Annotated in this window: 23 protein-coding genes; 11 read left to right on the top strand and 12 right to left on the bottom strand. The window is 56.5% G+C overall.

Translation table 11 applies throughout. From position 1 onward, the window contains the following. The 3 genes from dnaX to RRF55_RS17360 all read right to left on the bottom strand — a co-directional run. Nucleotides 1-1,161, bottom strand: a 1,161-nt coding sequence (dnaX, locus tag RRF55_RS17370; protein WP_047669904.1) for a DNA polymerase III subunit gamma/tau, incomplete at its 3' end; no start/stop codon positions are given. A 92-nt stretch (nt 1,162-1,253) separates the two neighbouring features. Continuing rightward, the gene (apt, locus tag RRF55_RS17365; RefSeq protein WP_004177230.1) at nt 1,254-1,805 is read right to left on the bottom strand and encodes an adenine phosphoribosyltransferase; all 552 of its coding nucleotides are present in this window, start codon (nt 1,803-1,805) and stop codon (nt 1,254-1,256) included. 150 nt (nt 1,806-1,955) lie between these two features. After that, nucleotides 1,956-2,333 carry a DUF454 family protein gene (locus RRF55_RS17360; RefSeq protein WP_002892144.1) on the bottom strand — a complete coding sequence of 126 codons (378 nt, stop codon included), beginning with the start codon at nt 2,331-2,333 and terminating at the stop codon, nt 1,956-1,958. 69 nt (nt 2,334-2,402) lie between these two features. Here RRF55_RS17360 and priC point away from each other — a divergent pair, with 69 nt between their 5' ends. The 3 genes from priC to RRF55_RS17345 all read left to right on the top strand — a co-directional run bounded on the left by priC (nt 2,403) and on the right by RRF55_RS17345 (nt 4,083). After that, on the top strand, nt 2,403-2,930 hold the full coding sequence (priC, locus tag RRF55_RS17355) for a primosomal replication protein N'' (protein WP_014599050.1): 528 nt from the start codon (nt 2,403-2,405) through the stop codon (nt 2,928-2,930). A gap of 12 nt (nt 2,931-2,942) precedes the next feature. Next, the gene (gene rsmS / locus RRF55_RS17350) at nt 2,943-3,116 is read left to right on the top strand and encodes a pleiotropic regulatory protein RsmS (protein ID WP_002892136.1); all 174 of its coding nucleotides are present in this window, start codon (nt 2,943-2,945) and stop codon (nt 3,114-3,116) included. Between the two features lie 67 nt (nt 3,117-3,183). Then, nucleotides 3,184-4,083 carry an Rpn family recombination-promoting nuclease/putative transposase gene (locus tag RRF55_RS17345; RefSeq protein WP_130974904.1) on the top strand — a complete coding sequence of 300 codons (900 nt, stop codon included), beginning with the start codon at nt 3,184-3,186 and terminating at the stop codon, nt 4,081-4,083. A gap of 35 nt (nt 4,084-4,118) precedes the next feature. On the opposite strand, the gene mscK is transcribed toward RRF55_RS17345, so the two are convergent. Together mscK and acrR are read right to left on the bottom strand one after the other, a co-directional pair. Next, nucleotides 4,119-7,466 carry a mechanosensitive channel MscK gene (gene mscK / locus RRF55_RS17340; protein WP_439419147.1) on the bottom strand — a complete coding sequence of 1,116 codons (3,348 nt, stop codon included), beginning with the start codon at nt 7,464-7,466 and terminating at the stop codon, nt 4,119-4,121. A 129-nt stretch (nt 7,467-7,595) separates the two neighbouring features. Continuing rightward, the gene (gene acrR / locus RRF55_RS17335; RefSeq protein WP_002892080.1) at nt 7,596-8,246 is read right to left on the bottom strand and encodes a multidrug efflux transporter transcriptional repressor AcrR; all 651 of its coding nucleotides are present in this window, start codon (nt 8,244-8,246) and stop codon (nt 7,596-7,598) included. A 142-nt stretch (nt 8,247-8,388) separates the two neighbouring features. Here acrR and acrA point away from each other — a divergent pair, with 142 nt between their 5' ends. From acrA to maa, 5 genes are all read left to right on the top strand, one after another. Then, a complete protein-coding gene (gene acrA / locus RRF55_RS17330; protein ID WP_002892072.1) occupies nt 8,389-9,582 on the top strand; it encodes a multidrug efflux RND transporter periplasmic adaptor subunit AcrA in 1,194 nt (397 codons plus the stop codon). A gap of 22 nt (nt 9,583-9,604) precedes the next feature. Beyond that, on the top strand, nt 9,605-12,751 hold the full coding sequence (gene acrB / locus RRF55_RS17325; protein WP_002892069.1) for a multidrug efflux RND transporter permease subunit AcrB: 3,147 nt from the start codon (nt 9,605-9,607) through the stop codon (nt 12,749-12,751). Nucleotides 12,752-13,236: 485 nt separating this feature from the next. Continuing rightward, nucleotides 13,237-13,611, top strand: a complete 375-nt coding sequence (gene tomB / locus RRF55_RS17320) for an Hha toxicity modulator TomB (protein ID WP_002892066.1) — start codon at nt 13,237-13,239, stop codon at nt 13,609-13,611. A gap of 26 nt (nt 13,612-13,637) precedes the next feature. Further along, on the top strand, nt 13,638-13,856 hold the full coding sequence (locus RRF55_RS17315) for an HHA domain-containing protein (protein ID WP_002892050.1): 219 nt from the start codon (nt 13,638-13,640) through the stop codon (nt 13,854-13,856). Nucleotides 13,857-14,014: 158 nt separating this feature from the next. Then, the gene (gene maa, locus RRF55_RS17310; protein ID WP_002892030.1) at nt 14,015-14,581 is read left to right on the top strand and encodes a maltose O-acetyltransferase; all 567 of its coding nucleotides are present in this window, start codon (nt 14,015-14,017) and stop codon (nt 14,579-14,581) included. Here the strand turns inward: maa and RRF55_RS17305 are convergent. Continuing rightward, the gene (locus RRF55_RS17305; RefSeq protein WP_004147370.1) at nt 14,553-14,693 is read right to left on the bottom strand and encodes a hypothetical protein; all 141 of its coding nucleotides are present in this window, start codon (nt 14,691-14,693) and stop codon (nt 14,553-14,555) included. The two genes, maa and RRF55_RS17305, sit on opposite strands and share 29 nt — an antisense overlap. A gap of 20 nt (nt 14,694-14,713) precedes the next feature. Between RRF55_RS17305 and RRF55_RS17300 the strand changes: the two genes are divergently transcribed. Then, complete coding sequence (locus RRF55_RS17300; protein ID WP_002892026.1) at nt 14,714-15,184, top strand: YlaC family protein; 471 nt, start codon at nt 14,714-14,716, stop codon at nt 15,182-15,184. Here the strand turns inward: RRF55_RS17300 and RRF55_RS17295 are convergent. Continuing rightward, nucleotides 15,159-16,610, bottom strand: coding sequence for a PLP-dependent aminotransferase family protein (locus tag RRF55_RS17295; RefSeq protein ID WP_002892023.1), 1,452 nt, complete (start codon nt 16,608-16,610; stop codon nt 15,159-15,161). The two genes, RRF55_RS17300 and RRF55_RS17295, sit on opposite strands and share 26 nt — an antisense overlap. A 100-nt stretch (nt 16,611-16,710) precedes the next feature. Here RRF55_RS17295 and RRF55_RS17290 point away from each other — a divergent pair, with 100 nt between their 5' ends. Further along, complete coding sequence (locus RRF55_RS17290) at nt 16,711-17,409, top strand: GNAT family N-acetyltransferase (protein WP_032414604.1); 699 nt, start codon at nt 16,711-16,713, stop codon at nt 17,407-17,409. Here RRF55_RS17290 and ykgO read toward each other — a convergent pair. The 3 genes from ykgO to RRF55_RS17275 form a co-directional block, all read right to left on the bottom strand. Then, nucleotides 17,406-17,546, bottom strand: coding sequence for a type B 50S ribosomal protein L36 (ykgO, locus tag RRF55_RS17285; protein ID WP_002892018.1), 141 nt, complete (start codon nt 17,544-17,546; stop codon nt 17,406-17,408). The two genes, RRF55_RS17290 and ykgO, sit on opposite strands and share 4 nt — an antisense overlap. Continuing rightward, entirely contained in the window at nt 17,546-17,809 is a 264-nt protein-coding gene (locus tag RRF55_RS17280) for a type B 50S ribosomal protein L31 (protein WP_002892011.1), read from the bottom strand. The genes ykgO and RRF55_RS17280 overlap by 1 nt, the downstream gene beginning before the upstream one ends. Before the next feature lie 115 nt (nt 17,810-17,924). Beyond that, nucleotides 17,925-18,995 carry a LacI family DNA-binding transcriptional regulator gene (locus RRF55_RS17275; RefSeq protein ID WP_002892007.1) on the bottom strand — a complete coding sequence of 357 codons (1,071 nt, stop codon included), beginning with the start codon at nt 18,993-18,995 and terminating at the stop codon, nt 17,925-17,927. Nucleotides 18,996-19,265: 270 nt separating this feature from the next. On the opposite strand from RRF55_RS17275, the gene RRF55_RS17270 reads away from it, so the two are divergent. After that, nucleotides 19,266-20,537, top strand: a complete 1,272-nt coding sequence (locus tag RRF55_RS17270; protein WP_004177240.1) for a maltoporin — start codon at nt 19,266-19,268, stop codon at nt 20,535-20,537. Between the two features lie 136 nt (nt 20,538-20,673). Here the strand turns inward: RRF55_RS17270 and RRF55_RS17265 are convergent, their stop codons facing one another. Next, nucleotides 20,674-20,988, bottom strand: a complete 315-nt coding sequence (locus RRF55_RS17265) for a glucose PTS transporter subunit EIIB (RefSeq protein ID WP_002892003.1) — start codon at nt 20,986-20,988, stop codon at nt 20,674-20,676. Between the two features lie 64 nt (nt 20,989-21,052). After that, entirely contained in the window at nt 21,053-23,110 is a 2,058-nt protein-coding gene (locus RRF55_RS17260; RefSeq protein WP_032414602.1) for a beta-galactosidase, read from the bottom strand. Between the last annotated feature and the right edge of the window lie 24 nt (nt 23,111-23,134).

Genomic DNA, 23,134 nt, shown 5'->3' with positions numbered 1-23,134 from the left:
GGCGGGGGCAACCGGCTGACGCGGCGCGGGCGCGGCGGCCTGTGCCGGCTGCACCTCCGGCTCCGGCAGCGGCTTACGCGGATGAAACGCCAGGGCACGCAGCAGCGTCATTTCGACGCCCATCCGCCGGTCCGGGGCGTAAGGCAGCTCTTTGCGGCCAATCAGCAGCGTTTGGTAGTAGAGCTGAACGTCGCCGGGCGGTACGGTTCGCGCCAGTTCGCGCATCCGCACTTCGACCGCGGCCATGTCGGCGCCCAGCGCCGAAGGCGACAGCTGAACCATGGCGATGCGGTGCAGCAGGCTCTGCATCTCGACCAGCAGCGCCTCCCACTCGACGCCGCGTGCGGCGGCGTCATTGACGCCCGCCATGACCCGCTCGCCGTCGGCAGCAACCAGCGCTTCAATCAGCGACAGCGCCTGATCGTCATCAAGGGTGCCGAGCATGGTGCTCACCGATGCGGCCGTCAGCTGCCCTTCCCCACTGGCAATCGCCTGATCGGTCAGGCTTAAGGCATCGCGCAGGCTGCCATCGGCCGCCCGCGACAACAGCTGCAGCGCGCGGGGCTCAAAGGCAATCTGCTCTTCGCCAAGAATATGCTCCAGCTGATGGCGGATCTGTTCAACGTCCAGCGCCTTCAGGTGGAACTGCAGGCAGCGGGATAAGATCGTTACCGGCAGCTTCTGCGGATCCGTCGTCGCCAGCAGAAATTTGACGTGCGCCGGCGGCTCCTCCAGCGTTTTTAACAACGCGTTGAAGCTGTGACGCGACAGCATATGGACTTCGTCGATGAGATAGACCTTAAAGCGGCCGCGGGCCGGCGCGTACTGGACGTTGTCCAGCAGATCGCGGGTATCTTCGACTTTGGTTCGCGAGGCGGCGTCAATCTCAATCAGATCGACAAAGCGCCCCTGTTCAATTTCCCGGCAGTTATCGCACACGCCGCAGGGGGTGGCGGTGATGCCGGTTTCACAGTTTAACCCTTTCGCCAGCAGACGGGCGATGGAGGTCTTCCCGACCCCGCGGGTACCGGAAAAAAGATAAGCGTGATGAATGCGCCCTAACGACAAGCCGTTCGCCAGTGCGGTCAGCACATGTTCCTGGCCGACGACGTCAGCAAAGGTTTGTGGGCGCCATTTACGGGCTAAGACCTGATAACTCATGGGCTGGCTCTGAAACGCTGGAAGGTGAAATCACGAAGGGGTCATGCTATCACAGCCCCGCCCGATCGGCGAGGCTATGTGGAGGGATTTGCTTAGTGGCCCGGGAACGGCACCAGACAGTAGCAGTGGATCCCCAGCTTCTCCAGGCGCTGTTCGCCGCCCAGATCGAAGAGATTAATAATGAAAGCGGCATCGTGCACTTCGCCACCGAGGCGGCGGATCAGTTTGACCGTGGCGTCGATAGTGCCGCCGGTCGCCAGCAGATCGTCAACCACCAGCACTTTATCGCCCGGTTTAATGGCGTCAACGTGGATCTCCAGCTGATCGGTGCCATACTCCAGCTCATAGGTCTCGGCAATGGTTTCACGCGGCAACTTACGCGGCTTGCGTACCGGAACAAAGCCCACGCCCAGCGCCAGCGCAACCGGGGCGCCGAACAGGAAGCCACGCGCCTCAGTCCCTACCACTTTGGTAATACCCGCGTCTTTGTAGCGCTCGGTCAGCAGTTCAATGCTAAGCGCGTAGGCCTTCGGGTCTTCCAGTAAGCTGGTGACATCGCGGAAAAGAATGCCAGGTTTTGGATAATCCTCGATACTCTGGATGCTGTTCTTCAGATATTCAAGCTGCTGTGCAGTTGCGGTCATAAGTGTATGCCTGATTGAAACGGTATTACCCACGGGCGTGCAAAAGGGGCCAAAGAAACATTTGTTTAACCTTTGACCAGGCTTGCCCGCGCTCGAAAACGCCAGAATTTACTGGCTGTCGGCAACAATTGCAACAGGCATTATTGCGCATCAGTGCTTTTGTTGCTTTGCGTCAACCACCGGAATGCGCCACATAAAGATCAGCAGACAGGCCAGAATGACCAACAGCATGATGCGCACCCACGTAAGCTTAACCAGCCATAGCGAAATAGCAAAAGTCACCACGATCATCGCAATGGCGCGCGGTTTAGCGCCGCGAGGCATGGCGCGGTACTGTTGCCAGTGGCGAAGATAGCCGCCAAACCAGGAGCGATACAGCAGCCACTGGTGAAAGCGCGGCGATGAGCGGGCAAAGCACCAGGCGGCGAGCAGAATAAACGGCGTCGTCGGCAGCAACGGTAAGAAGACGCCCAGCGTACCCAGCGCTACCGCCAGCCAGCCGATAATGGTTAAAATAACAGGTGGCATAATGCGAATCGTTATCAAACAGATGAGGCTACTGTAGCACAGTTGGCTGACGGAAAATGGAGGGGGTTGGTGAAAACTGCTCAACTTTTACAAACGCTGAACGACCAGCTGAGTGAGCTGTCCGCGCTGGTGGCGCCGCTGGCGGAGCACGCGACCCTCAGCCCGCGCTTTGACCGCCAGCTCTTCCACACCCGCAGCACGCTGATGCAGGCCTATCTGGCGGAAGCCCAACACAACTTTAACCAGCTCCGCCAGGCCGTCGAGCGCCAGCAGCTGCCGCAGGTGGTCTGGATTGCCGAGCGTCTGGCGGCACAAATCGCCGCGCTGCGCCGTGAAACCGCCACCTGGTCCTTGCGCAGTTGGGACCACGCGTCGCCAACGTTGAGCCGCTGGCAGCGCCGTCGCCTGCAGCATCAGGAGTATGAGCGTCGCCTGCTGGCGATGCGCGACCAACGCCAGCGTCAGCTGGCGCAGGCGACCAGCCTTGACGAGCAGCAGCGGCTGGGGAAAGAAGTTGAAGCCTACAGCGGCCGGTTGGCGCGCTGCCGACAGGCGCTGGACAAGATTGAAAACGTACTGGCGCGGCTGACGCGCTAACAGGAGAGCCCGATGTCGCTGGAAAATGCATCCGATGAGGTCAAACTGGCCGTCGATTTAATCATGTTGCTGGAATCGCATCAGATCCCGGCGCAAACCGTGCTGAGCGCGCTGGAAATTGTCCGGCGGGATTATGCAAACAAGTTAAAAAACGCGGAAAGCGGGTCGCAAAACCCAGAGAAGTAGGATGTTGTCTCCGGCAGTGTGCTGGCAGTCTGGTCCTCTGCGCATGACGCCACTGGAGACAATATTGATGGAAAAAGTCAGTCAAACCCCACACGACGCGGTGTTTCGCCAGATGCTCATGCATCAGGCGGTCGCGAAGGATTTTTTGCAGTTGTACCTCCCCGCGCCGTTTCTGGCGATCTGCGAACTGGATTCGCTGCAGCTGGTCTCCGGTAGCTTTGTTGAAGAGGACCTGCGCGCCAGCTATTCCGATATCCTTTACTCACTGCGCACGCGTCATGGACCGGGCTATGTGTACGCGCTGATTGAGCACCAGAGTACCCCGGACAAGCTGATGGCGTTTCGCCTGCTGCGCTATGCGCTGGCCGCCATGCAGCGTCATCTGGACGCCGGCCACGACACTCTGCCGCTGGTGGTGCCGATTCTGTTTTATCACGGCAAAGTGAGCCCCTGGCCCTGGGCCCGCAACTGGCAACAGCTATTCGCCGATCCGGCGCTGGCGAAGGCGCTCTATAGCAATGCTTTTCCGCTGGTGGACCTCACCGTAATGCCTGATAATCAGATCGCCCGTCATCGGCGGATGGCCATGCTGGAGCTGCTGCAAAAGCATATCCGCCATCGCGATCTGGCCGAGCTGCAGGTGCCGCTGATTGCGCTGATGACGCAAGGCTATCTGACAGAAGCGCAGCTGAATACGCTGCTGCGCTATATGTTGCAGGCGGGAACTACGGAACATCCGGGGGCGCTGATCCGCACGCTGGCGGCGCAGTCGCCCAGGCATAAGGAGCTGATGATGACCATTGCCGAATGGCTGGAAGAGAAAGGCCGTAAACAGGGACAGCAAGAGGGTGAGCAGGAAGCTACCCGCAGCATCGCCGCCAGAATGCTGGCGCGCGGCCTCGAACGTCAAACCGTGCAGGAGCTCACCGGGCTGAGCGATGAAGAACTCGCCGCGCTGGCGCCCTGATACAGCAGGGGCGGCTTTGCGCCGCCCCTCTTCGCTCAGGACGCGGTGGTGGGCGCCAGATCGTCGCCTTTCCCGTCCCGTTTCACTTCGGTGACTTCATCGCCTTTTTCATTGCGCAGATGAACTTCCAGCTGGTTAAAGGCAATGTTGATGTCATTCTCCCGGCACAGGCGGTCGATGTCGCGGTTGAGCTCATCCACCGTGTAGCTGCGATCGCGCAGTTCTCGAACATACAGACGCAGTTCATGATCCAGGGTACTGGCCCCGAAGGTGGTGAAGAAAACCGCTGGCGCCGGCTCCTGCATCACTTTCGGATGATCGTGCGCGGCCTTCAGCAGCACCTCTTTCACCTTATCCAGGTCTGAGCCATAGGCGACGCCGAGGCGGATCACCACCCGGGTCACGGTGTCGGAGAGCGACCAGTTGATCAAGCGCTCGGTAACGAACGCCTTGTTCGGGATAATCACCTCTTTGCGATCGAAGTCGGTGATGGTGGTGGCGCGAATACGGATTTTGCTTACCGTCCCCGAGAAGGTTCCGATAGTGACCGTATCCCCAATGCGCACCGGACGTTCGAACAGAATGATAAGGCCGGAGACAAAGTTACCGAAGATCTCCTGCAGACCAAAACCTAAACCAACCGACAGCGCGGCCGCCAGCCATTGCAGTTTATCCCAGGAGACGCCCAGCGCCCCGAATACCGTCATCGCCCCGATAGCGATAATCGCATAGTTGAGAATGGTGGTGATGGCGTAGGAGGTCCCCTGACGCATGTTGAGCCGCGACAGCACCAGCACCTCCAGCAAACCCGGCAGGTTGCGGATCAGCGCCCAGGCGACCATTGACGCCACAATGGCGAACAACAAACTGCCCATCGTCACGCTGCGCACCACGCTGGCCCCCGCCTCGGTGCCGTTGTAGTGCCAGAGGGTAATGCTGTCGAGGTAGGCGAAAACGGTGATCAAATCAGACCAAATCGCCCAGAACATCACTGCGAACAGCGCGACCATCACCAACATGGTGATGCGCAGCGTCTGCTGGTTGACCTGCTCGAGAGCGATAGTTGGCTCTTCCTGCGGCTCGGCGCCTTCCGCCCCTTCCTTCACCAGATGTTGACGGCGCGCCAGCGCGCGGCGCCAGGCGATACGCCGCGCCGCCACGCTCAGGCCGCGCAGCACGGTCTGGTACAGCAGGTTCCAGATCATCACCAGATACACGGTCTCGATCCAGCGTCCCGCCAGACGCAGCGTCGTGTAGAAGTAGCCGGTTGCCGTCAGCACCATCAGGGCCACCGGAACGATAGACAACACCGTGATCGTCAGCAGGCGCAGGCTGTGCGACTCTTTATCGCGCCAGCTTTCCCGGCACATCGGCCAAACCAGCACCGCGATCAGCAGTAAGTTGAAGAAAATCACCAACTGCCCCAGCACGTCGTCCATCAGGTTCAGCGGCGACAGTTCGGAAATCACCGACCAGAAATTCAGCGGCAGCAGCGCCAGGCTGACGCGAACAATCTGCCGCCGCCAGTGGCTGGTCAACTGCGCCGGCATATTAAAGTGGTTGACCGCGACGCCGTTCTTTTCCAGCACTTTCCAGCACAGGCCAAACACCAGCCAGAACATAGCCAGCTTTTTACTGTACGCCCACAGCAGTCCGCTAATATTTAACTGCATGGTGAGTAAGATCAGACCGATAGCCAGAATCAACAGCACCACCGGTAAGGCGCGGATCAGATCGATCAGGATCGCCTTCGGCGTATGCAGTTGGGTATCGTTGCGCAGCTGTCCCACCTGGGAAGCAAGCTTTGCCTGATAATCCTTGAGCCACTGCAGACGCCAGCGGATGAGGCCGGCAATCAACAGCAGCGGTAAACCGGCCAGGAAAGCGACAAACACCGCAGGCCACGCTTTTTCCCAGTTCACGGTGATTTTCATCGCCTTAAACTGACCTTTCAGCGCCTCCGGGAAGGCCTTAATCCACTCCCAGTCCATCGGTTTATTGCTGTTCACCCAGAAAATTTGCTGGGTCAGAATTTCCTTCAGACTGCTCGAGACGCTCATCAGCTGCTGCTGATTGATCTGCAGGTTGATGGCCATCATCAGCTGGTTACCCAACTGTTTGTTGAACTGATCAAGCAGTTCGCGACGCATGTCGATCACTTCCAGTAGCGCGGCGTGGACTTCATCGTTCACTTCGCTGCTGTGCCCCTCCTCCAGTTTGGCGACAAAGGCATCGCTCTGGAACAGCGCGTCGCGCTGCTGGTTCACCTCAAACTGTTCAAGCCGCAGGTCGGCGATGCGGTTGGTCATATCCTGCAGCTCATCCGCCGACGGTAATGTCTGTTGCTGTTGGTAAAGAATACGCGACAGCAGCAGGCTCCCCCGCAGAACTGAAATTTGCTCTTTAATATCCCGTTCAGACTGCAGCGCGCGGTCGAGCCAGTTCTTGACCTGGATATTGCGCTGCACCAGCTGGTTACCGTTCTCTGTTGCCTGGATCAGCTTCTCGCTGAGCTGATGGTTAATATCCAGCTCCTGCTTGACCAGCGGGTTGGCCTGAATACGCGCCGTTTCGTCGGGGGTAACCGCCTCCTGGGCGGTTTTCTCGGTCAGGGTCAGCCGTTTGCTGTTCACGGCCTCCTGCAGCAGCTGTAGCTGATGCTCCAGCCGGTTGCTCCAGGCGGTGACGTAGTCACGCTGCTTCTGTAGGGTATCCTGCAGGATAGTGTTGCCTTCGAGGCTCTTGCGCTGTTGCTCGATCTGCGCGTTGAGCAATGCCTGTTGAGCCTGCAACAGCACCTGCTGGGTCGGGCGTAGGGTCTCGTCGCCCACCGAGGTGCCATTCAGACGATTGCGGATCTGCTGCAGCTGCTGGGAGGCGTTGAACATCGCATTTTGCACGCGTTCCGGCTGCGTTTGCAGGGAAACCAGCTGGCTGTTATAGGTCGCCAGATCGTTTTGCGCATTCTGCAGATCGTCCAGCGTCTGGGTGACGCGCGACTCCAGCTGACGCAGGGAGAGCGTACTTAGCGTTTTGCGCGTCGCGTCGTCGTTCGGGACATCGCTCAGGTTATTGAGGCTCTCCACCGCCTGGCGCAGCTTCGCCGGCGCCTGCTCGACCTGCTGTCGCAGCTGTGCCGTCTCGCTTTTGATACGCTCGATTTTATCCAGCGTTTCCAGCGTCTGAGTCAGATCCTGCTGGACCAGTTTGTCCTGCGGAGTCAGTTCTTTTTGCTTGTTTAACGTATTGAGCTGGCTCTGCACCTCTGCCCGATCGGGGAGATCCGCGGCGCGGCCCTGGACTGGGCTGAAAAGGCCAATAAAACAGAGCAGCGTGATAATAAAGATGAACGTGGCGCGTTGCCTGGAGATCGTGTGCAGCATAGTTAATATGAATGAATGCAAATGCCGGAGAATACCGGGGGTCGTCGCAAGCGCGCAGAATAGCACTTCTCAGCGCTGGCGAATAGCGGCGGACGGCGCTAAAAATTCACGCCCATCCGCGCGCTACCTTTAAGCTGACAAGCTCTCCGGGCCGCGTAGCGTCGGGCAGAATTGATACATCTCCAGCAGAATAGCGACGTAGTCCCGCGCTTCCGCATGCAGGTCGAACGAATCGGGGGCAAACAGCCAGTTTTCCATCAGCCCGGAAAGGTAGCTGCGCATTAACACGGCCGCCCGCCGGGTGAGTAAATTGGCGGGCAGCAGCTTCGCCGCGATGCATTCTTTCAAGGTCTGCTCGATACGCTCATAACTCGCCAGGGAGAGCTGCCGCTGGGCCTGCTGCACCACGGTCATTTCACCGACGAACTCACACTTATGATAGATAATCTCCATCATTAATCGTCGACGTTCTTCTGTCACTGTCGCTTCAAGAACATAGACTAGAATCTCCCTGATAACTGAGAGTGGATCGTTGGGGAATTTTGCCCGATACTCAATTTCGAGATCGCTAATACTGGCGTCTGACAGCTCCCAAATTTCGTTGAATAAATCTGATTTATTCTTGAAATGCCAGTAGATAGCCCCCCTCGTTACACCCGCAGCTTTTGCAATTGTTGCCAACGAGGTAGATGATACGCCTTGCTGCGAAAACAGACGCAGAGCAACATCCAGAATCAGTTGCCGGGTTTCACGTGCCTGTTGTTTGGTTTTTCGTGCCATAGGTTAATGACTTTACAGAGGTTACGTTTACATACATTTGTGAATGTATGTACCATAGCATGACCATAATAGAAAGACTGTAGTGGGTTTGTGGTTGTTTGAGCCACTGAACATTTTGAAATTGGACACTCGAGGTTTACATATGAACAAAAACAGAGGGTTAACGCCTCTGGCGGTCGTTCTGATGCTCTCAGGCAGCTTAGCGCTAACAGGATGTGACGATAAACCGGCTCAACAGGGAGCCCAGCACATGCCGGAAGTCGGTATTGTGACGCTCAAATCCGCACCTCTACAAATAACCACCGAACTGCCAGGCCGCACCAGCGCCTATCGCATTGCGGAAGTCCGTCCTCAGGTCAGTGGCATTATTTTAAAACGTAACTTCGTGGAAGGTAGCGATATCCAGGCCGGCGTCTCCCTGTATCAGATCGATCCAGCCACCTATCAGGCCAGCTATGACAGCGCCAAAGGCGACCTGGCAAAAGCCCAGGCGGCGGCAAACATGGATCAACTGACGGTCAAGCGTTATCAGAAACTGTTGGGCACCAAATATATTAGTCAACAAGACTACGATACCGCCGTTGCGACGGCGCAGCAGAGCAATGCGGCCGTGGTCGCGGCGAAAGCGGCCGTTGAAACCGCGCGCATCAATCTGGCCTACACCAAAGTCACCTCGCCGATCAGCGGCCGGATTGGTAAATCCACCGTGACCGAAGGGGCGCTGGTACAGAATGGTCAAACGACCGCCCTGGCAACCGTTCAGCAGCTGGATCCGATCTATGTTGACGTCACCCAGTCGAGCAATGATTTCCTGCGCCTGAAGCAGGAGCTAGCCGACGGCCGCCTGAAACAGGAAAACGGCAAAGCGAAAGTGGAGCTAGTGACTAATGACGGTCTTAAGTATCCGCAGTCCGGCACGCTGGAATTCTCGGATGTCACCGTCGATCAGACCACCGGCTCAATCACGCTACGCGCTATTTTCCCGAACCCGGATCACACCCTGCTACCGGGGATGTTCGTCCGTGCCCGTCTGGAAGAAGGGATTAACCCTGACGCCCTGCTGGTACCGCAACAGGGTGTTACCCGTACGCCGCGCGGCGACGCCAGCGTCATGGTAGTGGGGGAAGGCGATAAAGTCGAAGTCCGCCAGGTCACTGCTTCTCAGGCGATCGGCGATAAATGGCTGGTCACTGACGGTCTGAAATCCGGCGATCGCGTTATCGTCACCGGCCTGCAAAAAATCAAACCAGGTGTGCAGGTAAAAGCGCAGGAAGTAGCTTCTGATGATAAACAGCAAGCCGCAGGCAACGCGCCATCAGAACAAACCAAGTCTTAACTTAAACAGGAGCCGTTAAGACATGCCTAATTTCTTTATCGATCGCCCCATATTTGCATGGGTGATCGCCATTATCATCATGCTGGCTGGGGGATTATCGATCCTCAAATTGCCGGTGGCGCAATATCCGACGATTGCGCCGCCAGCAATTTCCATTACCGCCATGTACCCCGGTGCTGACGCCGAAACGGTGCAGAACACCGTAACTCAGGTTATCGAACAGAATATGAACGGTATCGATCACCTGATGTACATGTCCTCAAATGGCGACTCCACCGGTACGGCAACCATTACGCTGACCTTCGAATCCGGTACCGATCCGGATATCGCCCAGGTTCAGGTTCAGAACAAGCTGGCGCTGGCGACGCCTCTGCTGCCGCAAGAAGTACAGCAGCAAGGGATTAGCGTTGAGAAAGCGTCCAGCAGCTTCCTGATGGTTGTCGGCGTCATTAACACCAACGGCACCATGAACCAGGACGATATTTCGGACTACGTGGCGGCCAACATGAAGGATCCGATTAGCCGTACCAGCGGCGTCGGCGACGTTCAGCTATTCGGTTCCCAGTATGCGATGCGTATCTGGATGGATCCAAACAAACTGAACAACTTCCAGCTTACGCCGGTGGATGTGATCAGCGCCCTGAAAGCGCAGAACGCCCAGGTGGCCGCGGGCCAGTTAGGCGGTACGCCGCCGGTGAAAGGCCAGCAGCTTAACGCCTCGATCATCGCGCAGACGCGTCTGACCAATACGGAAGAGTTTGGCAACATCCTGCTGAAGGTGAACCAGGACGGTTCCCAGGTTCGTCTGCGTGATGTCGCCAAAATTGAGCTGGGCGGCGAAAGCTATGACGTAGTGGCGAAGTTTAACGGCCAGCCGGCATCCGGTCTGGGTATTAAACTGGCTACCGGCGCGAACGCGCTGGATACCGCCAACGCTATTCGCGCTGAACTGGCGAAGATGGAGCCGTTTTTCCCGTCGGGGATGAAGATCGTTTACCCGTATGACACCACCCCGTTCGTGAAAATTTCTATTCACGAAGTGGTTAAAACGCTGGTGGAAGCGATCATCCTGGTGTTCCTGGTCATGTATCTGTTCCTGCAGAACTTCCGCGCCACCCTGATCCCCACCATCGCGGTACCGGTGGTCCTGTTAGGCACCTTCGCGGTGCTGGCGGCGTTTGGCTTCTCGATAAACACCCTGACGATGTTCGGGATGGTGCTCGCCATCGGCCTGTTGGTGGATGACGCCATCGTGGTGGTAGAGAACGTCGAGCGCGTGATGGCGGAAGAGGGTCTGCCGCCGAAAGAAGCGACGCGTAAATCGATGGGACAGATTCAGGGCGCGCTGGTAGGTATCGCTATGGTGCTGTCGGCGGTATTTATCCCGATGGCGTTCTTCGGCGGCTCAACCGGGGCCATCTATCGCCAGTTCTCCATCACTATCGTTTCCGCGATGGCGCTGTCGGTACTGGTGGCGTTAATCCTGACGCCGGCGCTGTGCGCCACGATGCTGAAACCCATTCAGAAAGGCAGCCATGGCGCGACCACCGGCTTCTTCGGCTGGTTTAACCGCATGTTTGATAAGAGCACGCACCATTACACCGACAGCGTAGGCAACATTCTGCGCAGCACCGGTCGTTATCTGGTGCTGTATCTGATCATCGTGGTGGGTATGGCATGGCTGTTCGTCCGTCTGCCGAGCTCGTTCCTGCCGGACGAGGACCAGGGTGTATTCCTGAGTATGGCGCAGCTGCCTGCCGGCGCCACCCAGGAGCGTACGCAGAAAGTGCTGGATGAGATGACGAATTACTATCTCACCAAAGAGAAGGACAACGTGGAATCCGTGTTTGCGGTTAACGGCTTCGGTTTCGCCGGCCGCGGCCAGAACACCGGTATCGCGTTCGTTTCGCTGAAAGACTGGAGCCAGCGTCCGGGTGAGGAAAACAAAGTTGAAGCGATCACCGCGAGAGCAATGGGCTACTTCTCGCAGATTAAAGATGCGATGGTCTTCGCCTTTAACCTGCCGGCTATCGTTGAACTGGGTACCGCGACCGGCTTTGACTTCGAGCTGATTGACCAGGGCGGTCTGGGCCACGAAAAACTGACCCAGGCGCGTAACCAACTGTTTGGCATGGTGGCGCAGCATCCTGACGTGCTGACCGGCGTGCGCCCTAACGGTCTGGAAGATACACCGCAGTTTAAAATCGATATCGATCAGGAGAAAGCTCAGGCGCTGGGCGTCTCCATCAGCGACATTAACACCACGCTGGGCGCAGCCTGGGGCGGAAGCTATGTCAACGACTTTATCGACCGCGGCCGCGTGAAGAAAGTGTACATCATGTCCGAAGCGAAATACCGTATGCTGCCGGAAGATATCGGCAAGTGGTATGTTCGCGGCAGCGATGGTCAGATGGTGCCGTTCTCTGCTTTCTCGACCTCGCGTTGGGAATACGGTTCGCCGCGTCTGGAACGCTACAACGGTCTGCCGTCACTGGAAATCCTCGGTCAGGCCGCGCCAGGCAAGAGTACCGGTGAGGCGATGGCGCTGATGGAAGAGCTGGCGGGTAAACTGCCTTCCGGTATCGGCTACGACTGGACCGGGATGTCTTATCAGGAGCGACTGTCCGGCAACCAGGCCCCTGCCCTGTATGCCATCTCGCTGATTGTCGTCTTCCTGTGTCTGGCGGCGCTGTATGAGAGCTGGTCGATTCCGTTCTCGGTTATGCTGGTCGTCCCCTTGGGTGTGGTCGGTGCGCTGTTAGCCGCCACCTTCCGCGGGCTAACCAACGACGTTTACTTCCAGGTGGGTCTGCTGACCACCATCGGCCTGTCGGCGAAGAACGCAATATTGATCGTTGAATTCGCCAAAGACCTGATGGAGAAAGAGGGCAAAGGGCTGATTGAGGCGACGCTTGAAGCAGTACGTATGCGTCTACGTCCAATCCTGATGACATCTCTGGCGTTCATCCTCGGGGTAATGCCGCTAGTTATCAGCTCCGGCGCCGGCTCCGGTGCGCAGAACGCCGTCGGTACAGGCGTAATGGGCGGGATGGTGACCGCGACGATCCTGGCGATCTTCTTCGTGCCGGTGTTCTTTGTGGTGGTTCGTCGCCGCTTTAGCAAAAAATCGGAAGATATAGAGCACAGCCATCAGGTTGAGCATCATTAATCTTCACTCCTGAACAAAGGGCCGCTACCGCGGCCCTTTTTTATCACTGGCTGGCAAGGCACATATTGCCATTGTTTATTTTTCGTTCTGCATTTAATATATATTGATATGGCGCAGGCTATTTTTAGCAGCTTGTTCAACAACTCGGGATCGGCAAACACTCATTTACCAGGAATAATCCTACTATCATTATCCACGGGTCGGCGGTTTCTGAACGCGACAGCTGCCTGCCTTAAACCAATGATTCATAAGATTTCTCTATTTCTCCGGCTGTGGGCCAGCGCCTGCGAAATTAATTCGTCTATTTTTAAGATAATTTCTCGCTGATAATTGTAATTTTTCGTAATAGCACGATGAAATCTGTTGGAGAGTGGATTATAGTTAAATCAGCAGGATTACTCAGTTAGTGTCAGGTCAGTTAGTCGTGTTCATCCCACAACGGTGTTTGCTAGTCGTCGTTTAAACCACTCAAAAGGGGATGCGTTATGGACGAATACTCGCCAAAAAGACATGATATTGCACAGCTACGCTTTCTCTGCGAAACGCTGTATCATGACTGCCTTGCAAACCTGGAAGAGAGCAACCATGGCTGGGTCAACGACCCGACGTCGGCTGTCAATCTCCAGTTAAATGAATTGATCGAGCACATTGCCACATTCGCTCTTAATTATAAAATTAAGTATGCAGAGGATAATAAGCTGATCGCTCAGGTTGACGAATATCTGGACGACACTTTTACGTTGTTCAGTAACTACGGCATTAACTCTACGGATTTGCAAAAGTGGAAAAAATCCGGTAACCGACTATTTCGTTGCTTTGTCAACGCCAGCCGGGAAAACCCGGCCAGTCTATCGTGTTAGAATTATTACAATCAAAAGGTGGAATTATGTCTGATAAGCCATTAACTAAAACAGACTATTTGATGCGCTTACGTCGTTGCCAGACAATTGACACGCTGGAGCGCGTCATTGAAAAAAATAAATATGAACTGTCTGATAATGAGCTGGCGGTATTTTACTCAGCTGCCGACCATCGTCTGGCGGAACTGACCATGAATAAGCTATACGATAAAATCCCGACCTCTGTCTGGAAATTTATCCGCTAATTTACGCGTACTACGTGGTCTGCTGGCCGGACGGTACGGGTCAGCCGCCGCAGGGTATCTTTGTGATAGACATCACATCATTCAGCCAACAGCAACCCTGTAACCGGTTTCTTTTTTATACTGCTACGGCCATCAACAGTCAGGTATAAGGAAGACCCATGAGTGAAGAAAAACGCAAAATGATCGCCGGTGAGCTCTATTTATCTGGCGACCCAACGCTTCGCGCCGATCGCCTGCGCGCCAGACAGTTGTTGCACCGTTATAATCATTCCGCCCCGGATGACCAGGAACAACGTCAGCATATTCTGGCCGAGCTGTTCGCTCGCGCCGGCGATGCGTATATCGAGCCAAGCTTTCGCTGCGACTATGGTTATAATATTTTTCTCGGCGCCGGTTTTTACGCCAATTTTGACTGCGTGATGCTCGACGTCTGCCCTATCCATATTGGCGATAACTGTATGCTGGCGCCAGGCGTCCATATTTATACCGCCACTCATCCGCTGGACGCCGATGCGCGTAATAGCGGCCAGGAATACGGCAAGCCGGTAACTATTGGCCACAATGTGTGGATTGGGGGTCGGGCAGTGATCAATCCCGGCGTGACCATTGGCGATAATGCGGTCATTGCGTCCGGCGCGGTGGTCACCAAAGACGTCCCTGCCTGTACCGTCGTCGGCGGTAACCCGGCACAGATCATTAAGCGCCTTCCGCCGACAAATCCGTAACTGTTATGCTTTTCTGTAACTGATCTGTTACTTTCTCCGCAGAATATTGCAACATAAAATAGCCTTCAGGCTGAGCCTGCCGCGCCTGGTCCGCCGGGCGCGGCAGGCTCATTGCAGAATTCGAGGACCAAGATGACAGAAATACAACGCCTGCTGATTCACACCATTGACGAACTCAACGTCCAGGAAAAACGCGATAATCGCCCGCGTTTTAGCATCAGTTTTATCCGCAATCATCCGGGACTGTTTGTTGCCATGTATGCCGCGTTTCTGGCGACGCTGGTGGTCATGCTGCGCTCTGAAACGCTGGTAGACTCGGTCTGGTTGCTGGTGGTGCTGTTCATTCTGTTCAACGCCTTTTTCTTCTTTGACGTCTATCCACGCTATCGCTACGAGGATATCGATGTCCTCGACTTTCGCGTGTGCTACAACGGGGAATGGTACAACACCCGCTTTGTCCCCCGGCAGCTGATCGACCGTATCCTGCAGTCGCCAGACGTCGATAGCGAGCAGAAGGCGCAGCTCAAAAAGATGGTCGCCACCAAAGGCGAGCTCTCCTTCTACGACGTCTTTACCCTCACGCGCGCCGGTGCTGCGCAATAAGGCGATTTAGGGTCCGCAGCGCCGGGAGATAGCGAGAAGCAGAGGTATTGCCATACCCAAGCACCAGTCCGCTCCGCGCTCGCTGCGGGTCGAGATAGAAATGACTTAACGCGGCGGGCGCCAGCTGAAACTGGCGCGCCTGCTGCGCAAGCGTCCGGTCATTAACGCCCTCCATCGCCACCGTCAGGTGCATCCCCCCTCCCCCGCCGAGAACGTCGCACGGCACGGTTATCTCTTGCGCCAGCGCCTCGCGCAGCTGTTGCTGACGTTTACGGTACAGGCGGCGCATCGCTGCCAGATGGCGCGCATAGTGTCCCTTCTCGATAAAGCTGGCCAGCGCCCGCTGTTCAGCACGGTGTCCCCCGCGCAGCAGCGCGCCAATGGCGTCCTGAGCAGCATCCGCCAGCGCGGGCGGCATAACCATAAAACCGATACGCAACGCCGGAAACAGCGTTTTGCTGAAGGTGCCGAGATAGACCACCGGGGCATCAGGCACCATTCCCAGCATCGCCGGGATCGGTTCTCCGCTATGGCGAAACTCGCTGTCGTAGTCATCCTCCACAATCCACGCCCCGTGCCGGCGGGCATATTCCACGAGCGCCAGACGGCGCCCGGCGCTCATGATGCTCCCACAGGGATACTGGTGTGAAGGAGAGGTGAAAATGAGCCGGGGCGGCTCCGCGACGCCGTTGGCAATACACATCCCTTCATCGTCGACAGCCATTCCTCTGACCCGCAGTCCCGCCCGCTGAAAGCCACTCCTCGCCCCCAGGTACCCCGGTTCTTCCAGCCACACGCTGTCGCCCGGGTTGGTCAGTAGCGAGGCGCATAAGTTGACGCCTTCCAGCGCGCCTTCGGTGATGACGATCTGCCGGATATCGCACCGGATGCCCCGGGAGAGCGCCAGATGACGAGCGATAGCCTCTCGCAGCAAAGGATCGCCCGCGGCTTCGCCATAACCCAGCAGCGCGCTACCATCTTCGCGTAGCACGTTATCCATCAGTCGCCGCCACAGCGGCAGCGGGAAATAGTTTACCGCCGGCATGCCTGGCGTAAATGCCAGCGTCGGTGAGTCGCGGCGCATCGCGGCTGGCAGCCTTTGCAGCCGCTCAGGCAGCACGACGGGCGGCATCTGACCCGCCTCCTGGCGGCAGGAGGCGAGTGGTGCCACCTGCGTTCCCTGACGGCTCCGTGTCAGGTACCCCTCCAGCGCCAGCTGTTCCAGTGCGGCATTGACCGTATTCCGCGACAGGTGTAGCCGTTCGGCCATCACCCGCGATCCGGGTAAACGGCAGCGGGCCGTCAGGGTTCCCTGCAGGATAGCGTCACGCAAGGTGTGGTAAAGGGCGCGCTGTAAGGTTTCGACCGTGCGGTTCCGCATCCCCTGCGTCAACAGCGTAAAAAACCCCTCGTCCGGTATATTCATATTGCCTCCTCGTGGCCCCATAAAAACATACTCTAATGGCACTTTTTATGGAACCAGCGAGCGCGTACGCTGCCTGTAAATCCCCAATAAGGAAACCGCAATGTGCGAATATAATCAGTTTGGCCAGGCGCTCGGCGTCGCGCTGCCTGACTGGCAGCCGCGCCCCTGGCCGACACGACAGGTATTACAGGGCAGCCGTTGTCGACTCGAACCGCTGACTCTTGCTCATGCCAGCGATCTGTTCGCCGCTCACCAGCTGGCGCCAGACGCCCGCAGCTGGACGTGGCTGCTGCGTGAACCTGAGAGCAACCTTGCAGAATTCAGTGCCTGGGTGGAGCAGGTCGCCACGCTGGCAGACCCGATTCATTTTGCCGTCGTTGACCAGCAGCGAGGGAAAGCGGTCGGCTCGCTGGCGTTAATGCGTATCGATATCGCTCACGGTGTGGTAGAGGTGGGGCATGTGCATTTTTCACCGTTACTGAGCCGAACGGCCATGGCCACCGAAGCGCACTGGCTGTTGATGCAGTATGTCTTTGATACGCTCGGCTACCGTCGCTATGAATGGAAATGCAACAGTCTTAATATCCCATCAGCCCGGGCGGCAAGGCGGCTGGGGTTTCAGTACGAAGGACGTTTTCGCCAGGCGCTGGTGAGTAAAGGACGCAACCGGGACACGGACTGGTTTTCGGTGATAGACGGCGAATGGCCGGAGCTGGATAACGCCATGCGCCAATGGCTGGCCGCCGACAATTTTACCGCCGACGGCCAACAGCGCCGCTCGCTGGAGAGTTTCCGTTAACGGCGTTTTTTGCGCCCCTGCACCGCTTTGAAGCGGGGGTTGCTCTTACAGATAACGTACAGCCGCCCTTTGCGTTTAACCAGCTGGCAATCCGGGTGGCGCTGTTTAGCGCTACGTAATGAGTTGACGACCTGCATCATGCTTTCCTTTTCGCATCAATAAAGCCGCCGAAGCGCTGGCGGAATCGGGCTGCACTGCCTTCATTGGCGAAGGTTTTTTGTTTGCCCGTGTAGTACGGATGCGATTTCGAGGAGACGTCGATCGTCACATACGGAAAAGTTTCGCCATCGAGTTCAATCACGCGATCGGTGCGGATAGTTGAGCCGACTTTAAAATACTCATTCGCGCTGGTGTCGTGAAACACCACCGTACGATAGGGAGGATGGATATGGGCTTTCATGATGACCTCTTTATTACGTTATAACATAACAATAAGGTTACGCCGTGCTGTGACAAAGATCAACCCTGCTCAGTTTAGGGGTAAGGTGATAAGGCGAGTTTCCCCGCCTTTGGCGTCAGGGTGCCAGACGGTGGGCGATGGCGCGGAGCTGTTCCGCAATGGCCTGTAGATCTTTTCCCTGCTCGATTCGGGCGCCACTGGAATGGCGTATCACCAGGCGCGCCGGCAGAATGGATGAGGTATGAGGCGCCCCGCTGGTGCTGGCGAGGATCCGCCGCACCGCCTCTTTCCCCTGCAGGTCGAGGTCGAGCGACACGGTACTCAGCGCCGGATAGAAAAAGGAGCTTTCGTAAGTATCGTCATAGCCAATAACCGACTTCTCACCCGGCACCGCCACCTGATGCTGATGGAAGGCGCTGAGCACCCCCAGCGCCATCTGATCATTACCCACCAGCACAGCGCTGAAATTAGGCGTTTCGCGCAGCATCTGCAGCGCGCCGGCGTAGCCGCTCTGCGCATCCCAGTTGCCGTGCAGGACGGTCACCGGCTTCAGACCGTAACCATCCAGGGTCTCCAGCCAGCTTTTTAACCGGAGTTTGGCCGAGACTGAGCTGTCCGGCCCCGCCAGCAGGGCGATCTCCCGATGCCCCATCTCATAGAGATATTTGACGCTGGCCCGGGTGCCGTCCGCCGGGTTAAACGAAACGTTAAACACGGAACTGTAGGGATCAACGTCGAGAAACAGGCAGACGATATCATCGTTGTCAGCAGCGATTTTCTGCGCCTGTTCGGTCTCCAGCGGCACGTTGATAATGACTTTATCCACCCGCTGAGATTTCAGCTCATTGATGGAATCCTGGATGCTTTGGTTGACGCTCTCATCGATCATCGAAATCAGAACCTGGTAACCTTCCAGGTTGGCATAGCGTTTTACCGCCGCCGCCACCTGGGAAGGCGCATGCCAGGCCAGAGAAATAGTCACCAGCCCGACCGTCTGGCTCTCCTTCCCCACCAGCTGCTGCGCCAGCCGGTTTGGCACATAGCGTAAGGCCTCTATTGATTTCTCCACCTTGCGACGCGTCGCTTCGGATACATTAGCTGATTTGTTGAGTACCCTGGACACGGTCTGGTAAGAGACGCCCGCATGGCGTGCGACGTCTTCCAGAGTAGCGCTTTTAGACTTCATGGTCCGGTTCCTTATGTTGTTATCCCATGATTGTAACAGGGGCCATTTGAAAAAACGCTCACCGCCACCTCTCACTGCAAAACAATAGCGATGAAAGTATTACGTTCACAATACAACGAATTGTGAATCATCTCACCCATCGCAACAAAAACCACCGTGATTATTTGCAGTTAATCACACAATAATCATATCTCATTTGCCTGAAGTTACATTTAGGCATTTTATGACACCAGTTATGTGAACGTAATACAAAACAATAAGAGGATAGAGATGAACACTACACTGCGCGCCCTTTCAGTCGCGTTAGCCGCTGCGCTAATCGCTCCTTCCGCGTTTGCGGCCACCGCCGCGATCCCAACGATCGATTTCCATGGCTATATGCGCGCCGGGGTTGGGGTCTCCGGCGACGGTAGCGAAGCGGAATGGCAAAAAAATAAGCTGGGCCGTTTGGGGAACGAGTCGGATACCTACGGCGAGCTGGAGCTGGGCTCTGAGGTCTATAAGAAAGATGACGTCAGCTTCTATCTCGACAGTATGGTCAGCATGGTCTCCGACGGCTCTAACGATAATGAAACCACGCTGAACGATGATGCACAGTTCGGCTTACGTCAGTTGAACCTGCAGATAAAGGGGCTGATCCCTGGCGATCCGAATGCGGTGATCTGGGGCGGTAAACGTTACTACCAGCGCCATGATCTGCATATCATCGATACCAAATACTGGAACATTTCCGGCTCCGGAGCCGGGGTGGAAAACTACACCCTCGGCCCGGGCGCCGTCTCGCTGGCCTGGATCCGCGGCGATGCCAACGATGTTGACTATCGCGTCGATGGCGACAGCAACGTCAATATCAACTATATCGATTTACGCTACGCGGGCTGGAAGCCATGGGCGGGCTCGTGGACCGAATTCGGTATCGACTACGCGATGCCAAACACCACCAAAAAACAGGATAGCTACGGCGGACTGTACGATGCTGACAACGGCGTCATGCTGACCGGTGAAATCAGTCAGGATATGCTGGGCGGCTATAACAAAACCGTGCTGCAGTACGCCAACAAAGGCCTGGCGCAGAACATGGTCTCCCAGGGCGGCGGCTGGTACGATATGTGGAACTACGTGAACGACGCCACCGGTTATCGCGTGATTAACACCGGCCTGATCCCGATTACAGAGAAGTTTTCTATCAACCACGTTCTGACCTGGGGCTCGGCGGATGACATTACCGACTATACCGACAAAACGCGGATGCTGTCGCTGGTCGCCCGCGGGCAGTACCAGTTCACCGACTACGTGCGCCTGATTGGCGAAGTCGGCGGTTTCTATCAGAAAGACAGCTACAACAATGGCACCAGCTACAAACAGGCCGGTGAGAAATACACCATTGCGTTGGGCCTGGCGGACGGGCCAGACTTTATGTCACGTCCGGAATTACGCATTTTTGCTTCATATTTGAATGATTCCGAAGATGGTAAACCGTTTGAAGACCAGACGGCGAATAATACCTGGAATTTCGGCGTGCAGGTTGAGGCCTGGTGGTAATTGCGCACGGCTAAGACTCATACGTTATTTTTATCTCCTGCTGTAAGACTGTTAATTATCTTCCGGTAAACTTTATTGCCACTGCTGTCTTTGTCTTATTTTCGGGATAACCTGCTTTCAGGTTATCCCGTTTTATTTATTTCCGGGCGGCAAAATGTTCATCCAGAAGCTGACGCAGCGCATCGGACTGTTTACCGAAAATAGCATGCACCTGCTGACCAAGAATAATAACCCCCAGCGCGCCCTGCTGCTGTAATGCTTCGGAGTCCACGGCCGCAAGATGGCGAACGCTAACCCGCAGACGGGTAATACAGGCGTCCACTTGCGTAATATTCGCTTCGCCACCAAAGGCCTGAATCAGCGCCTCGATTTGCTGTTTTTCCGCCTCGCTTAATGGCTGTGCCGGACGCGCTGGGGAGAAATAGTGCAGGAAGGATTTTAAACTCACCATAATAAACTCCAGGTTTAAGATAAAAAAAAGCCTGCTCGTCAGAGCAGGCGTGGAGAAGAAGAAATTACGCGTGACGACGGAGAATACGGCAATCCCATGCCGACAGGGTCAGTGGAGCCGATACCGCCGCGTCGGTCAGGCAATCCCGATACCCTTGCGGCAGGGTCAGGGTATGGTTTTGCGCGCTGTAGTTCTGCAGGAAGATAAATGCGTTGTCACCGTCGGTGCGCGCAGTCGCCACCACGCCGGGTGGTAACTCCGTCGCTATCGCCCGCGGCAGGGCCAGCTCCTTGCTCAGGGCGGTAAAGAAATCGCGCTGGAAGGCTAAATCGTTGCGGGAGGCCACATGCCAGGCTTTGCCTTTCCCGAACGCGTTCACCGTCACAGCCGGCCGTCCGGCATAAAAATCATCCCGGTAGGTGGCCAGCGCCTGGGCGCTCTCGATATGGATCAGTTCGCAGAGATGGCGCACCTGATAAGGGCCCTGCAGACCGCACTGATTCCCGGCAAGCCCCTGCACCAGATTAAACTCGCCGTCATTCAGGCAGTCGATCTCTTCCGCCCAGATCCCCAGCAGATTGCGCAGCGGGCCCGGGAAGCCGCCGAGATAGCAGAGATCGGACTCATTGACGATACCGGTCCAGTAGGTGGTCACCAGGTGGCCGCCGTTGGCGACAAACGCCTCCGCCCGACCGGCAAAGCCGTCGCGCACCATATATAACATCGGGGCAATCACTAACTGATACGGCGTTAAATCGACATCGGCGTCAATCACATCGACGGCGATGCCCTGCTCCCAGAACGGGCGGTAGTGCTCGTTGACCGTCTTCTCATATTCCATCCCAAGATTGCGCGGCCCCTGGGCGTCATCCAGCGCCCAGCGGTTCTGCTGGTCGAAGATAATCGCTACTTTCGCCTCGGTGCGACAGCCTCTCACCTCCGGCAGCTTGCTGAGGATCTCGCCGAGCTGGCAGACTTCGCGGCCAATGCGGGTATCAATATGTCCGACGTGGTCGACCACTGCGCCGTGAAATTTCTCAACCGAACCGCGGCTTTTCCGCCACTGGAAATACTGCACCGAGTCGGCGCCATGCGCCACCGCCTGTAGCGAGGAAAGAATATGCATTCCCGGCTTCTTCAGTTTGCTGGTCGGCTGCCAGTTGGTGGCGCCCGGGGTGGACTCCATCAGCACAAACGGTTTGCCGCCCTTCAGGCTGCGCATCATGTCGTGATACATCGCGGTGTAACAGGCCAGCGCGGTTTCGTCTTTATCGCGGTGCCACATCGGATAGCTGTCCCAGGAGATGAAATCCAGCGCCTCCGCCAGCTGCCAGTAGTCGTAATCGTAGAAATACTCCATAAAGTTGGTAGTCACCGGCAGGGAGGCATTCGCCGCCTTCAGCGGAGCAATTTCATGGCGGCAGAAATCGGTCACCTGAGCGGTGTTAAAGCGATGCCAGTCAAGATTAAGACCGTGGATCGACATCTCGCCCTGCGGCGCAGGCGATTCAATCTGCGACCAGTCAGTATAGGTATGACTCCAGAAGGTGCTCCACCAGGCCTGGTTGAGGTTCTCCAGGGTCTGGTAACGCGCCTTCAGCCAGTCGCGAAAACGGTTCTGGCAGAGATCGCAATGGCATTCACCGCCATATTCGTTGGAAATATGCCAGCCCAGCACCGCCGGGTGTGAGGAATAACGTTCTGCCAGCAGGGTATTGATTTTAAGGGTTTTCTCGCGATAGACCGGTGACGACATACAGTGGTTGTGACGGCCGCCGTGCAGGGCCGGCACCCGATCGCGCCCCACCCGCAGAACCTGCGGATAGCGCTGCGACATCCACGCCGGACGCGCGCCGCTCGGCGTGGCCAGAAACACATGAATGCCGGCGGCATACAGTTTATCGAGGATAATATCCAGCCAGGCGAAATTAAATACCCCTTCGCGTGGCTCCAGTTTCGCCCAGCTAAATATTCCCACCGACATCACATTGCATTTTGCCTGCTGCATCATGGCAATGTCTTTATCAACAATATCGGGGTCATTCTCCCATTGCTCCGGATTATAATCCGCGCCATGCAGCAGCGTACTAACCTTCGGATGTAAAGGTGCAAATTTATTCATAATAAACTTCCTGAAAAAGACGAC

The organism is Klebsiella sp. K47 (genome assembly GCF_051858335.1).
GTDB classification, from domain to species: Bacteria; Pseudomonadota; Gammaproteobacteria; order Enterobacterales; family Enterobacteriaceae; genus Klebsiella; species Klebsiella pneumoniae.
The sequence above is the reverse complement of the archived record's forward strand: the minus strand, read 5'-3'. Positions and strand labels throughout refer to the sequence as shown.

Coding starts and splice junctions, on each gene's coding strand:
- apt (WP_004177230.1), bottom strand. CDS start 1,805: ATGACCGCAACTGCACAGCAGCTTGAATATCTGAAGAACAGCATCCAG.
- RRF55_RS17360 (WP_002892144.1), bottom strand. CDS start 2,333: ATGCCACCTGTTATTTTAACCATTATCGGCTGGCTGGCGGTAGCGCTG.
- rsmS (WP_002892136.1), top strand. CDS start 2,943: ATGTCGCTGGAAAATGCATCCGATGAGGTCAAACTGGCCGTCGATTTA.
- RRF55_RS17345 (WP_130974904.1), top strand. CDS start 3,184: ATGGAAAAAGTCAGTCAAACCCCACACGACGCGGTGTTTCGCCAGATG.
- mscK (WP_439419147.1), bottom strand. CDS start 7,466: ATGCTGCACACGATCTCCAGGCAACGCGCCACGTTCATCTTTATTATC.
- acrR (WP_002892080.1), bottom strand. CDS start 8,246: ATGGCACGAAAAACCAAACAACAGGCACGTGAAACCCGGCAACTGATT.
- acrA (WP_002892072.1), top strand. CDS start 8,389: ATGAACAAAAACAGAGGGTTAACGCCTCTGGCGGTCGTTCTGATGCTC.
- acrB (WP_002892069.1), top strand. CDS start 9,605: ATGCCTAATTTCTTTATCGATCGCCCCATATTTGCATGGGTGATCGCC.
- tomB (WP_002892066.1), top strand. CDS start 13,237: ATGGACGAATACTCGCCAAAAAGACATGATATTGCACAGCTACGCTTT.
- RRF55_RS17315 (WP_002892050.1), top strand. CDS start 13,638: ATGTCTGATAAGCCATTAACTAAAACAGACTATTTGATGCGCTTACGT.
- maa (WP_002892030.1), top strand. CDS start 14,015: ATGAGTGAAGAAAAACGCAAAATGATCGCCGGTGAGCTCTATTTATCT.
- RRF55_RS17305 (WP_004147370.1), bottom strand. CDS start 14,693: ATGAGCCTGCCGCGCCCGGCGGACCAGGCGCGGCAGGCTCAGCCTGAA.
- RRF55_RS17300 (WP_002892026.1), top strand. CDS start 14,714: ATGACAGAAATACAACGCCTGCTGATTCACACCATTGACGAACTCAAC.
- RRF55_RS17295 (WP_002892023.1), bottom strand. CDS start 16,610: ATGAATATACCGGACGAGGGGTTTTTTACGCTGTTGACGCAGGGGATG.
- RRF55_RS17290 (WP_032414604.1), top strand. CDS start 16,711: ATGTGCGAATATAATCAGTTTGGCCAGGCGCTCGGCGTCGCGCTGCCT.
- ykgO (WP_002892018.1), bottom strand. CDS start 17,546: ATGCAGGTCGTCAACTCATTACGTAGCGCTAAACAGCGCCACCCGGAT.
- RRF55_RS17280 (WP_002892011.1), bottom strand. CDS start 17,809: ATGAAAGCCCATATCCATCCTCCCTATCGTACGGTGGTGTTTCACGAC.
- RRF55_RS17275 (WP_002892007.1), bottom strand. CDS start 18,995: ATGAAGTCTAAAAGCGCTACTCTGGAAGACGTCGCACGCCATGCGGGC.
- RRF55_RS17270 (WP_004177240.1), top strand. CDS start 19,266: ATGAACACTACACTGCGCGCCCTTTCAGTCGCGTTAGCCGCTGCGCTA.
- RRF55_RS17265 (WP_002892003.1), bottom strand. CDS start 20,988: ATGGTGAGTTTAAAATCCTTCCTGCACTATTTCTCCCCAGCGCGTCCG.
- RRF55_RS17260 (WP_032414602.1), bottom strand. CDS start 23,110: ATGAATAAATTTGCACCTTTACATCCGAAGGTTAGTACGCTGCTGCAT.